Genomic DNA, 12,301 nt, shown 5'->3' on the forward strand with positions numbered 1-12,301 from the left:
CCGCCGAGGACCGAAGAGAAATGGCCACTTCCTACACCGGCAACATCAAGCTGGGCAAGCCCGCGGTTGCAGATCGCAACTGGAACCTCGTACTCAACGCGAACGCCGACCAGCTCGATTCGCTCTCGCCGCTCGCCGGCCTTTGCGTGACGCCGCAGGAGGCTCCCAGTGTCAGCCTGAATGTGCAGGTCGCACGCGGTTGGTATCGAAAGAAGGACGGCACCGCCGCCATGTTCGCCGGCGCCGCGTCGTTCGCACTCGCCGCGAGCCAGACGACTTCGCTCTACCTGAGCGACGGCGGCACCTTGCTGGCCTCGACGAGTGGATATCCGACGACCGCGTGCATCCGGCTCGCGACCGTGACGACAGGGCCATCGACGGTCCTCGGAGTGGCCGATGATCGGCTGATCTGCAGCGTGGCGGGATCCGATACGTTGCAGTTCGTGCCCCTGGCCGGAGGGACGCTGGTGGACGGCGCCGGCCTGACTCTGGGCGCGACGACGGGCACTCAGATCGGCACAGCGAGCGGCCAGAAGCTCGGATTCTGGGGCGCGGCACCGGTCGTGCGGCCCGGCCCGTTCACCCAGGTCTACACCGCAGCGGGCCGGACGCTCGCTGCCTATGCGCCGATCGTCGAGACGACGGCGTTCGCGGGCATCGCGAGCGGCCAATCCGGCAGCCCCTATGCCCAGGCAAGCGACCTGAACAACCTGCGAGCTGCTTACGAGAACCTGCGCGGACTCGCCGAAAACGTCGCTCAGGTCGTAAATGGTCTGATCAACGACCTCCGTTCGGCGGGACTGATCGGCTGATGGGGCTGCGATTTCCACTCCTTCGACGGGATTCTCCGAAATGGTCGGCAGCTTCGACTTCGATCCGTTCGCCGCTCCGCTGGCGAGCCCCGCGGCGACCGTGGGGGTCTTCCGCTACGACCCCTCACGGTCGGGGGACCAGTGCTTCTCGCTGGTGCCGAACGTCCGCTGTGAGTCGATCCAGCATCGCGAGGGGCCGGAGCCCCCGGTGGCCAGGTTCCGTTACACCCTGGACGACTCCGATCCCTCGTCGGACCTTCCCTCCCAGTTCGAGCTGCTCTGGCCTATGGGCGCCCAAGGGCCGTACGTCGTGCGGAATGACGAGAGGATCGTCGTGCTGGCGAACACGCCGTGGGGAGGGATCCGGATCCTATTCGACGGGTTCGTCCAGGTGCCGTCCGTTGCTCTCAGCCCCAGTTCGCAGGACGTGTCATTCCTCGCCGTCGGCGCCGCGATCCGCGCGTGGGATACACCTATTGGTGGTCGTCTCGAACGCCACGCCGACGATCCCAACGGCGGGGACATGGTCTCGGTTGACCTGCCGACACGCTTCAATCCCGACGGCCAACCGAACTGCACTCCGGACGGTCGGGACGCCTTGAACTCGGATCCGTCAAAGCGATACCCCGTTTTCCTCGACCCGAACCTCCGGCGAGATCCCGACCCTCGAACGTTCTGGACTCTCGGGAAATTCGCCCGCTACATCCTCGCCGTGCACAATGACGGCGCTTTCATCAAGAATCCGGACTTCGGGCCGATCGATGCGCTGCTCCAGGCTCGCCAGCCGCGTCAGGGGGCGGGTTTCATCGACATCACTCAATCCAGAGATTATGAATCCGAGGATGTAATTGTCCGAGACTTCGACGCGACGAACATGGCGTGGCCGGAGGCGCTCGCCGTGCAGTTGGGCTACGCCGGCTTCGGCATGAGGTTCGTAACGACTCAGGATGACGAGGGCGCCCCTCGCACCGAGCTGGAATTCTACCGGAAAGATGCAGGCGACCAGCCTGCCGCGCGAGACCTGGAGCTGCCGGTCCGTGGCTCCGAACTTGACCCGGCCCGTTGCAACGTCGCCTCGCTCCATTTGTCTCGCGATGCCAGGTCGATCGTCAACGCGATTTCGGTCGAGACGCCGCCCCGGAGAGTCGAGGTCTCCGTCGTGCTGGCGGCGGGCTTCTCGCCCGCCGCGGGCGACGAGTTGGCGGCCAGTCGGGTCCGATTCCTCCGCGCCAATCTGTCGATGGCCGACGGCGACATCCGCCGAAAGTACCGCGTGTATGTCGCGGACGAGGCCGGCGATGGCCATTGGGATGGCTCTTCGGGCCGATGGGTCACGTCTCCGCTCGACCTCTCGGCGATCTTCCCGCCCCGTGACCGCAACCGACCTTCCTATGTTCGGAGGCTGCGGCCCGGCTCGATGACGCTCGTGTCGAGGGATTCCACGGGCCGTCCGCTCCGCGCCCAGCTTGCGTTCTCTCGCGACTACACGGGCGCGTCGCCCGGCCTGTGGGACGGCTCGGGGACCTGGCAGCCGATCGCCGGCGCCTGGGAGCTGCTGGAAGACCGGCTGGGCATCCTGGTGACGGCGGAGGATCCGGAAGCCTGGCCAATCGGCGAGTACACCGGCTTGAATCCTCAGGAGTCGAGCCGGACGCTGCGAGGGATCTCCAGCCAGTCCAATCCGTCGGCCCCGAACACTCGCTTCGTGCTTCGTCTGACCACCGTCATCGACGACGACCTGATGCTCCCGGCCGTGAATGCCCCACGGCCGGCTTCGCCCACGACGTTCACCCTTCGGCGGCGGGTCGACGCGCGCGACCACTTCCGGATGGAGTCGATTGCCGCGCGGTCGGCGTACAACCCGAGCCAGACGCCAGTCGTCGTCCGAGACGACACCGACCTCGCCCTGGCCCATGCTCGCCAGCTTCAGGCCGCTCATGAATTCCCCCCGCTGGCCGGCAGCGTGACCGTGCCTAGCTTGTTGACCGCCTTCCGCGTCGGCGATCGAATCGGTCGGATCAACGGTCGAGACATTTCATTCCAGACCAACCTTGGCGAAGGACAGGGCGAGTCACCGGTCTATCCCGTCGTCGTCTCGCTGACCTGGGACTTCACCGGTCAGAGGCAGGCGACGGTCATGGAACTCGCCGATCGTCGTCCCGAGGCCACCGGGCTGGCGTGATCGAACCCGGCTTGCTCCCCTGGATCAAGGGCCGATCCCATGACCGACGGCAGAATCCTCCGCGACCGGCAGTCCGAGAGGCTTGCAACCTCCGATCGCCTGGCCTCCCACGCCGAGCTCGGCTCGGTCGCCATTCTCGGCCAGACCAAGCTCGTCGCCAGCTATCCGACGAAGGTCCAGGCGTTCTTCGCGTGCTCGCCCATGGAAGTGGACGGGGCGGAATCCGAAGGGGCCATCGCAACCTTTGCGATCGACGCCTCGAGGACGATCTACGCATTGAACCTGGGCACTCAGATACCCCCCGTTGGCAGTCAGGTCATCCTCCATTCCTGCGGCGGGCGCTGGACCTTCCGCTACGATGGCTGAGGGATACCCGCGTCGGCGCCCTTCTCCCCTCTTCCTTTCGCTTCGATTCGAGATTGATGAGAGATCATACCTTTCAACGACTCGCGAGACTTCGCGACGAGGCGATCCGCGCCCGCGCTTCCGACGGGGTCACCGTCGCGGTTGGCGGGCACCCCCGATTCGTCGGGCAGGTGGCCAGCGGGGGGGCGATCCCTTCGAGCACGAAGAAGGTGTTCCTCGTCCATCCCGTGACGCTCGATGGGCCCGAGCGGGAGGGGGGGATTGCATCCTTCTCCGCGGACACGACGCGCACGATACCCGTGGTGATGATCGGCTCGCGCGTCCCAGCGGCCGGCGACCTCGTCATGGCGCTCTCGATAGGCGGGCGCTGGGTCGCGAATTCCGGGGCCTCGTCGCTCTTGAGCTGCTCGCCATGTTCCTTGCCCCGCAAGAACCTCGTCGTCTCGTGGACCAATAGCCAGCTCGGGAATGGCTCGACCCCCCTGGTCTTCAACGCCCCTTCGAACTGGACATCGGCCTGCACCCAGCAATTGCGCTTCTACCTCGCTTGCTCGGCGTCGCTGATTCAGTTCGGGGTGAAGTTCTTCCTCAACGGTTCATGCCTGGGCGAACCGTCGCAGACGTGCGCGAGCCCGGGCTTGAACCCCCAGGCCCTCGTGCTGGATTCCTGGTCGTGCAGCCCGCTCTATCTGCATTACAGGGCGACCGCTGCAGCCTGCACGGCACTATCGAACAGGGGCTATACCGCCTTCACGATCACGGCCTGATCCGTGACGCCGCCCCGGAACCGGCCCCTTCGCCTCGAACCTGCCGAAGCTCCCCCCGAGATGTCCAGGCTACTCGACGAGTCTCGTTGTGACGGATGCCCCGTGGCCCCGGGGGTACCCTGTGAGGGGACACGCGCCCGGCGCCTGTGCGAGTTGGCGAGCCCGGAGCATCCCGACTACGACTCGGCGTATCGGGATCTCCTCCTGAGCCTCGCTAGGCCCGAATCCGCTCCCGCGACGCACGGGCCGATCGATGTCCCCTCACGGCCCACTCCGGCCGAAGTCCTCGCCCAGTTGCGTCGCCTCGAAGCCTGCCCCAACCGCGCCGAGCTACTCGACTGCGGCTGCGGTGGCCTGGCTCGATGCGCGCTGGGCAGGGGACGTGAAGGCCTTGTCAATCATCAGGATTGCCTCGACTGCCTGCGCGGCATGACGGCCCTTAGCGATCCCCGTTGATGACCCAGAGGCCCCGCCTGCCGCGTGCCTCGGCCTGTTTTCCGACCCCTCGTTTGGAGCGCCTCGATGAAGTCACCCCGCCCGGACGAATCCCCGGAATCCCTCGGCAATGCGGACGATGCGAGCCCCGATCATGATGGGGGGCCATTCCCGTCCGCCGAGGACGAATTCGTGATCTCGGTCGCCGACGTGCCATCCGACCCGGATATCCCCAATCGGCTCTGGATCAAGGCGATCGTGCCCTTGCTTCAGCTTCGTTCGGTGGAGGATGTCCCTGCGGGGAGAGTGGGGTTCGCGTTCGACCAGATGCAGATTGCGGCCTGTGAACGCCTCTCCCGGATCCTCCGGTCGGATCTCGACGCACTCCCCGACTGATCCGCGCGGGAGGCCGGAAGCGCGTCCGGTTGGACGCTCGGATCGGGCGTCATGCCCGCGCCCGATGATCCTTGCCGCGAGCGATTCGCTCGCGGATTTGGGATAGCCCCGGTTTTTTTCCATTTTGGTGAAACTCAACATCCCGAATTCGGGATTGTATTGAGTAAAGCCTGCGAGAAAACGGGGGCCGCAGAGAGGAGAGGATCGAGGCGGGGCCGAGTCCGGCCCGTTCCTCTCGCCGTGTCGGCCCTCCGGAAAGAGGGCCAGCTACCAACTCCAAGAAAGGAGCGAAGAGGAATGTGTCGTCGATTTGTCTTCGAGGGCCTGGCGTCGTTTGAAGGGCTCGAGCATAGGCTCAGCATGAGCGGGCTATTCGCGGGCGTCACGGACCCCAAGACCCCCGCCGATGAGGATCCGGCGCCGAAGCCCGAGCCGGATCCGGGGCCGCTGCCGACCGACGAGCCGCCGATCCTCATCCCGCCCCTGCCGCCGTCCGGACCCGTCGGGCCCGGCTGAGCGGAGAGCCCTGCTTCGACCCCGATCGGTCTAGCCCGTCGGCCGATCGGGGAGGGCCTCCCATCCGTCATCCCGGGGGGCTGGGGCCGGCCCCGAGGTCGGACGGGCCGCGACGGTCCTGGGGGTGTCTTCCCGCATTAGGGAATTTCGGCCCGAAGTCAACGGGATCGAGGTCGACTCGCACATCGAATCGCGGCCGCACAGCGGCGAGGCGTCGGATCGCGCCTCCGCGGCCGCGGGGGGGACTTCAGACATGGCGACTTACTCGATCGTTCATAGGTGGAGCAGGACTCCTCTCCTGCTCGTCGAGGCCGGATCTCCGCCCCGTGCCATCGAACTGGCCGCAGCCAGGCGAGTCCCGCTCCCGTACGCTGACCTGAGGGGACTGGTCGCACCGGGGGCTTTCCTGGCGGCCCTGGATCTGCGGGGGGGGGACCTGTCGCATGCCGTCCTCTCCGGAGTCGACCTCTCGGGGGCCGACCTGCGGACCGCCAGGCTCTCGCGGACTTACCTCCAGGAGGCGGATCTCCGCGGCGCCGACCTCCGACAGGCCGACCTCCGACAGGCCGACCTCCGCGCCACGAGGCTCGACGGTGCTCGACTGGCCGGGGCGGACCTCCGCGGTTCGCTCTTCTACGGGGCGAAGCTCGACGGCGCCATGCTCGATTGGCGGTGGGGCTGCATCCCCCGCGAGCTGATCCGCCAGGCGGACTGGGCCGCCGGCCGTCGAGGTAGCCCGGAAGCCGACCCCGCCGGAGACGACGAGCGGCCTTTCGCCTGGCTCAAGGCGATCCTGGCCGATCGCGAGCACGCGGATCGCGCGATCGCCATCCTCGGGCCGTTCATCCGTCCGGGGGACAATTCGCCTCCCATCCTGCGGGCGCTCGCCCTCGTCGCAGGACCCGCGACCCCTCCCATCGCCGGAGAGTGTCGAGCGTCCAACGCTCCCATGCTCTGGACCTCTCTCTCCCACCCGCGCGGGAGTATGCGGCGATCAGCCCGTTGCCCCTGAGCGGGCCCGCGTCCTTCTCACTCCACGGATCGAGGAGCGTGCCCCATCCTTGGCGCCCGGGCGGCGTCTACGCCCGGGGTGCGCGCCTCGCCCGCAACGACATCCACCGGGTCCACGACAGAGATCAAGCTCCTCGGCCCTTCGCTGGGAGGTTCCATCGCCATGAAGCCAGAAGCACGTTCCGGTCGCGAAGACGACAAGGCCACCGCATCCTCGGAGCGGGAGGCTCAACCAGATATTCTGCCCTTCCGGAAGTGTGATCCGTCTGCACGGCCCAGGGCATACCCCCGCAAGGACAGCTCGGCGGTAAGGGCCCTGGCGATGCTCTCACTCCTTCCCGTGACCGAGATCCCTGTCCCTCGCGTCCATGTCGGGGGCCGCCAGTCGGATGGATCCCTCCGCGTCCTCGACCGGCCGTCGGGGGAGTCGGTGGTGGTCTACACGCCCTGCTTCACCCAGCAATTCCATTCCGGCCATCGCGCTGGCAAGTGGTACGTCCGCAAGTTGACTCACGTGGGTGTGATCCCGCGGAGCCGTCCGTACCCAACGGCGAAGGCGGCCGTGGAAGCGGTCGAGGCGGGACGATGGGCCCTGGCTCCCGCGGCCTCGCCGTCGCGCGGCCTGGCCCGAACATCAAGTTCGTCCTGGTCATCCCCGGACGACCATCGCGATTTGCCTGCCTGAGGCCGTTCCGATTTCCCGCGTCCCCTGACCTCGCCTTGCGTGATCCACATCGTCGTGACGACGCACTTGCTTCAGAGGTAGTATCATGACCGCCTTGCTTTGCATCCATGCTGCGGTTGGCGAGCGCCGGGGCCTGCGAACGAAGGAAGCCCCCCGGCGTGCGGGACCGCCCGTCGGTCGAGGAAGGGCCGTTCCTGATGGTCCCGATCTCCTCGATGTCCACGAGGAGCGGGCGCTGGCCGCCCGCGTCAAGGCCGGAGATCATGAGGCTCGCGATGCCCTCGTCACCGCCAATCTGGGCCTGGTCGTCCATGCCATCCGAGGTTTCCATTGCCCCGGCATGACGGCCGAGGATCTCCGCCAGGAAGGCGTATGCGGCCTGATCCGTGCCGCCGAACTCTATGATCCCGAGCGATACGAGACCCGATTTGGTCCCTATGCCGCCTCCTGGATCCGGCGCTATGTGCAGCGGGCCGCCGGCGAGAACTTCTCGCTGATTCGTCTGCCTCGATACCTGGTGGGATTGCATGGCCGATGTCGACGGGTCCTGGCGCAGTCGGGGCTCGACGCGGCCGAGGCCGGGGTGTCTCACGCGGGGGACAACGAGGCTTCAGGGGAAGCCGAACGCGGGGATGAAGGCGAGCGGAGCAGGGGCCTGGCAGAGCTCGCGAGCCAATTGCAGCTTTCGGCGCGACGGCTTCGAAGCGTCGTCTCCGCGATCAAGACGCAGACGGGGTGGTCGATCGTGGAAGAGGGCGAGTCGAGCGCCTTGGAAGAATCGGCCGTCGATCCGCGCCGCCCCGATCAGGAGCTGGAGAAGGCCGAGACGGCGACCCAGCTCCGGAAGGCGATTCGGTCTCTCACCCGGCTCGAGGCCCGCGTCGTGAACTGCCGATTCGGCCTCAATGGTCGTCGTCCCCGGGCGACGCGAGGCGGGGTCGGAACGGTTACCGTCACGAAGTTCTGTGAGATGAGCCGGATACTCGGCATCAGCCCTGTCCGGGCGCGTAAGATCCTGCATCGGGCACTCGGGAAGCTGCGTGAGAACCTGGAGTTGACCCTCGATGAGGACGATCCGCGTCCCGGGGTGCCGGGATCGTCCCTTTCCATGTCCTGATCCGAAGCTTGAACGAGACGAGTCCGCATCGTTGCGGGACGAGCCCGCCCGATCCCAGGGACCTTGCGAGCGCCCCATGCCGGCGCCGCGTTGCCCTCAAGATCGGGCGGGCTCGTTCTGTTTGGTCGCTCATATCCGTGTGAGACAAAGCGATGCGATCCAGTGGCCATTGCGTGGTCGCCATGGCGCCACAACGCAGGACGTCCTGGAGGAGGCACGCTTGATTGGTTGTGTGCACGCAATTGTCATTCGAAGTCTGTCACGCATGCTTGATCGCGTTTTTGGGATATAGATCTGGATGATTGAGGGATCGGGGCGACTAAGTGACGATTTTTCGCATCATCGGCCATCCGGATGGAGGCCAGATGTTGATTTTCCTCAATACCCTCAATCTTGGTTTGATCTCCACCGTTCCAAAAGCTAAAAGTGAGTTCGTGAACGAGGGGAGCCGGTATCACCCGGTTTCTCGGGGCTGACGGCTGTTTCCCATGTCCGAAGGGGTCATCAAGGGAGATAAGTAGGCGATTCTCTCGACTTTTCCACGCTAAGCCGGCTGCGGTGAGTTGAGGGGAACGTCGGTCAGCCTGAGTGGTTGGGCATCTTTTTGTCGTTGACAGGGTGGGCCGGAACCATCACCATGATGCCGATCTCGCCTTCGGGCGATGAAAGGACTTCCTCGGAAGTGGTGGTGAAGCCAGGAAGTTCGCGAACGGGCTCGAGACGAGCGTCGGCCCGGCGGACTTCTCACGGAAGCGAGAATACGGACGCCAGCTCGACGTCCCGTCAATCATTGCCGCGAAGGGGCCACTCTCTCCCCGGGCCAGAATCAGCCGAACGACGGACCAGGATTCGTTGCACCAGGGCTATCCACCAGCCGTCCGATTTGGTGGCTTCATTCGTCTAGCTGTCCTCAGCCAGGTCATGCTCGGCGGATGAACCCGGCCACCGCTTCCGAGACTCAAGCAACGCACGATCCGATTGGTCTATTGTTTCGGGGCCTGGGCATCCAGGCGGTTGACCTCAGCCATCAATCGCTCAACCTCGCGGCCAGGATGGTCATTCTTCCCAAGGATCAAGAATTCCGGAGGTTCATTTCATGCGTCGATTTCTCTTCGGTTGCATGGCGGCGGCGGTGGCGCTGACGCTCGTCAGTGCCAACACCCAGGCTGGCTATGTCCCGCTGCCCACGAAGCTCGATAGCTTCGTACTGGCAAACGGTCTGACAAACGGGAATTTCACGACGGTTAATGCCGGAGCGCTGACGTTCTCGGATTTCAAGTACACCCAGACGACGGGCGCTCCTCCCGTTGCCTCAGGTATCAATGTTTCCGAGTTCGCGATCGGGAACGAGCATGGCCTGACGTTCAACGGTGCATTCGTTGCGGCGCCCAGTACCGTCCAGGATTGGTCCATCGAGTATACCGTCACGGCCACGACCGGACTCATCACCGACGCGTATCTCTCGGCCACCGGCTCCAGCTTTGGAACCGACGGTGGTTACACGATCGGTGAGTCGTACTATAACGCGGCGACCGGAGCATTGCTTGGCAAGCTGACCGCCAATGCGATCCTCGACGGGCTCACGATCGATTTCGCTGGCGTGAAGTCGGTGCGGGTTCACAAGGACATCGCCGTGTTCGGCGGCAGCGCCGGCTACTCTCTCTCGTTCATCAATCAGGGATTCTCGACCACGGCCATCCCCGAACCGGCCTCCATGGCCCTTCTGGGCATCGGCCTCAGTGGACTGGTGACCTTCCGCCGGTTCTTCCGCCGGTCTTCGATCGCCTGATGAATCCCACGACACCGGATTTTCAGCCCTAGGACCGTTCATGATTTTGCCACCACGGTGGCATTCAATCTCCTGCGGTTCAGAGAATCGCCCGCAAAGGGCGATTCTTTTTTTTCGAACGTCTCCCCGAAGCCTTCCATCCTGAGCGGAGATGACCCTTGGTCGAGGAACTGTGGCCGATCGCCGACTGGAAGTGCGTCCATATGAGACTCCTCGTCGATCCATCCGCACGGCTTTGTTCTCCGTCTCCAACCCATCAGCCCGCGTGCAGAGTCAGTAGGTCGCCTGTGGTCATGGACTTCGAATTTTACTTTGATCACGACCGGCAACCCGATCAGCATGGTCAACGGCTCCCGTTTTCCGGATCATCGTCCCAACGCCCCCAATCTCACGCAGAGCGTCGCAGGGGACTCGTTCGCCGGACCCGCTGGATGGGTTAGTAGTCGACACTGTGGCAGGAATCAAGCAGAGGGTGACCTACGATCCGGCCCTTGCAAGCAGGACCTTGAAGAATGACCATGGCCAAACCTCGAGTCGCATACGACAACCTGATCCGTCGCGCTCGGGAGCTTGGCGTGCTGGGTTCTTGCTCGTCGCTATTGAGTTGGGATGAACAAACCTACATGCCAGAGGGGGGCGCCGAGCACCGAGGTGAGCAATTGGCCATGCTCGCGGGGCTCTTCCACGAGCGAGCCACAGATCCAAAGCTTGGCGACATGCTGGCTGTTCTCGAATCGAATGCCGGAGATTTCGGTCCGGAATCCCCCGAATCCGTCAATATTCGCGAAATGAGGAGGAGTTACGAGCGATCGACATGTTTGCCTCGTCGGCTTGTTGAGGAACTCGCTCGGACGACTTCATTGGCCCAGAAGGAGTGGATATCGGCTCGGCAAGGGTCATCTTTCGAAACCTTCCGCCCCTGGCTGGAGAGGATCGTCACACTCAAGCGCGAGGAGGGGCAAGCTCTGAAAACCCTCCTGCCCACCGCCGATTCCGCGAATAACGACGATGCGACTTATGATGCTCTGCTCGATGAGTATGAGCCAGGGGCGAGGAGCGGCAAACTGATCGCCATCTTCCGTTCGCTTCGGGAGCAACTCGTACCACTTGTTCAATCCGTCGGCGAGGTGTGTGCTCGCCGTGCTCACGAGACAGCCCCGCTCCGGAATATCCTTCAAAGACGATATCCGATCGATCGGCAGCGAACGTTCGCAGAGACCGTGGCGTCGTCCTTAGGCTTCGACTTTCGACGCGGTCGTCTCGATGTGACTGCTCATCCGTTCTGTACGGGGATCGCCCCCGGAGACACGAGGATCACCACTCGCTTCGACGAAAACCGATTCGACCAAGCTTTGTTCGGTGTTATTCATGAAGTCGGGCACGCGCTATATGAGCAAGGATTGCCCCACCAGGCGTTCGGCACGCCGGTCGGAGAGGCCACATCACTGGGAGTCCATGAGTCTCAGTCGAGACTTTGGGAGAACTTCGTGGCCCACGGGGGAGCCTTCTGGACGTACTGGTTCCCGATAGCCCGCGGCTTCTTCCATGAGGCACTCTGGGACGTTTCGCTCGACGAGTTCCTGGCCGCAATCAACCGGGTCGAGCCGAGCCTGATCCGCACCGAAGCCGACGAGGTCACATACGATCTCCACATCATCGCCCGCTTCGAGCTCGAGAGGGCCCTCCTCAAAGGAGACCTGACCGCCGCCGACCTGCCTGGGGCCTGGAGCGAGATCTATAATGAGCTTCTGGGGATACGCCCCGCCAACGATACGGACGGCTGCTTGCAGGATGTGCACTGGAGCGGGGGACTCTTCGGCTACTTCCCGACGTACACCCTGGGCAACATCTACGCGGCGCAGCTATACGAGAAGGCCCAGGCCGATCAGCCCGATCTCGAGGCGGACTTCGCACGGGGGAATAGCCAGGGACTTCTCACCTGGCTTCGGGACCGCATCCATCGTCACGGCCGTTGCTATAGGGCCGAGCATCTCATAGAGAAGGCTACGGGCAATCCGCCCGATGGTCGCTTCCTGATCGCGTTCCTTCGACGCAAGTACCGCGTATAAAAGCCCTTGCGGATGGATGCTGGGGGGCCAGGTCGCGAGCCGCGTCGAGGGGCCAGGAATCACTCGGAGGGGTGGAGGTAGCTCTGAATGTTGCCGATTCGCGTCATCATTCGAAGAATGATTAGCGGCGGGTCGTGAGCGGAGTATTCTTAAGGG

At 64.4% G+C, this 12,301-nt stretch carries 12 protein-coding genes; 11 read left to right on the plus strand and 1 reads right to left on the minus strand.

Annotation, left to right across the window (positions count from 1 at the left end; translation table 11 throughout):
- Positions 1-20: 20 nt before the first annotated feature.
- The 10 genes from G6O54_RS06670 (at position 21) to G6O54_RS06715 (ending at position 10,076) form a co-directional block, all read left to right on the plus strand.
- Entirely contained in the window at positions 21-812 is a 792-nt protein-coding gene (locus G6O54_RS06670) for a hypothetical protein (protein WP_165221961.1), read from the plus strand.
- A 40-nt stretch (positions 813-852) separates the two neighbouring features.
- Complete coding sequence (locus G6O54_RS06675) at positions 853-2,994, plus strand: hypothetical protein (protein ID WP_165221963.1); 2,142 nt, start codon at positions 853-855, stop codon at positions 2,992-2,994.
- Positions 2,995-3,033: 39 nt separating this feature from the next.
- Entirely contained in the window at positions 3,034-3,360 is a 327-nt protein-coding gene (locus tag G6O54_RS06680; protein ID WP_165221965.1) for a hypothetical protein, read from the plus strand.
- A 56-nt stretch (positions 3,361-3,416) separates the two neighbouring features.
- A complete protein-coding gene (locus G6O54_RS06685) occupies positions 3,417-4,127 on the plus strand; it encodes a hypothetical protein (protein ID WP_165221967.1) in 711 nt (236 codons plus the stop codon).
- A gap of 522 nt (positions 4,128-4,649) precedes the next feature.
- The gene (locus G6O54_RS06690) at positions 4,650-4,958 is read left to right on the plus strand and encodes a hypothetical protein (RefSeq protein WP_165221970.1); all 309 of its coding nucleotides are present in this window, start codon (positions 4,650-4,652) and stop codon (positions 4,956-4,958) included.
- 297 nt (positions 4,959-5,255) lie between these two features.
- Entirely contained in the window at positions 5,256-5,474 is a 219-nt protein-coding gene (locus G6O54_RS06695) for a hypothetical protein (protein WP_165221973.1), read from the plus strand.
- 253 nt (positions 5,475-5,727) lie between these two features.
- Entirely contained in the window at positions 5,728-6,486 is a 759-nt protein-coding gene (locus tag G6O54_RS06700) for a pentapeptide repeat-containing protein (RefSeq protein ID WP_165221976.1), read from the plus strand.
- Between the two features lie 321 nt (positions 6,487-6,807).
- Positions 6,808-7,170: a hypothetical protein gene (locus tag G6O54_RS06705; protein ID WP_165221978.1), complete on the plus strand. Its 363-nt coding sequence runs from the start codon at positions 6,808-6,810 to the stop codon at positions 7,168-7,170.
- 85 nt (positions 7,171-7,255) lie between these two features.
- Positions 7,256-8,287, plus strand: a complete 1,032-nt coding sequence (locus G6O54_RS06710) for a sigma-70 family RNA polymerase sigma factor (protein ID WP_165221981.1) — start codon at positions 7,256-7,258, stop codon at positions 8,285-8,287.
- 1,096 nt (positions 8,288-9,383) lie between these two features.
- A complete protein-coding gene (locus tag G6O54_RS06715) occupies positions 9,384-10,076 on the plus strand; it encodes a PEP-CTERM sorting domain-containing protein (RefSeq protein WP_165221984.1) in 693 nt (230 codons plus the stop codon).
- A 38-nt stretch (positions 10,077-10,114) separates the two neighbouring features.
- Here G6O54_RS06715 and G6O54_RS06720 read toward each other — a convergent pair whose 3' ends face one another.
- The gene (locus G6O54_RS06720; protein WP_165221987.1) at positions 10,115-10,417 is read right to left on the minus strand and encodes a hypothetical protein; all 303 of its coding nucleotides are present in this window, start codon (positions 10,415-10,417) and stop codon (positions 10,115-10,117) included.
- Positions 10,418-10,588: 171 nt separating this feature from the next.
- Here G6O54_RS06720 and G6O54_RS06725 point away from each other — a divergent pair, with 171 nt between their 5' ends.
- Complete coding sequence (locus G6O54_RS06725) at positions 10,589-12,145, plus strand: carboxypeptidase M32 (RefSeq protein ID WP_165221990.1); 1,557 nt, start codon at positions 10,589-10,591, stop codon at positions 12,143-12,145.
- Positions 12,146-12,301 lie beyond the last annotated feature (156 nt).

Origin of the sequence: Aquisphaera insulae, assembly GCF_011064615.1 — a bacterium.
Lineage (GTDB): Bacteria > Planctomycetota > Planctomycetia > Isosphaerales > Isosphaeraceae > Aquisphaera > Aquisphaera insulae.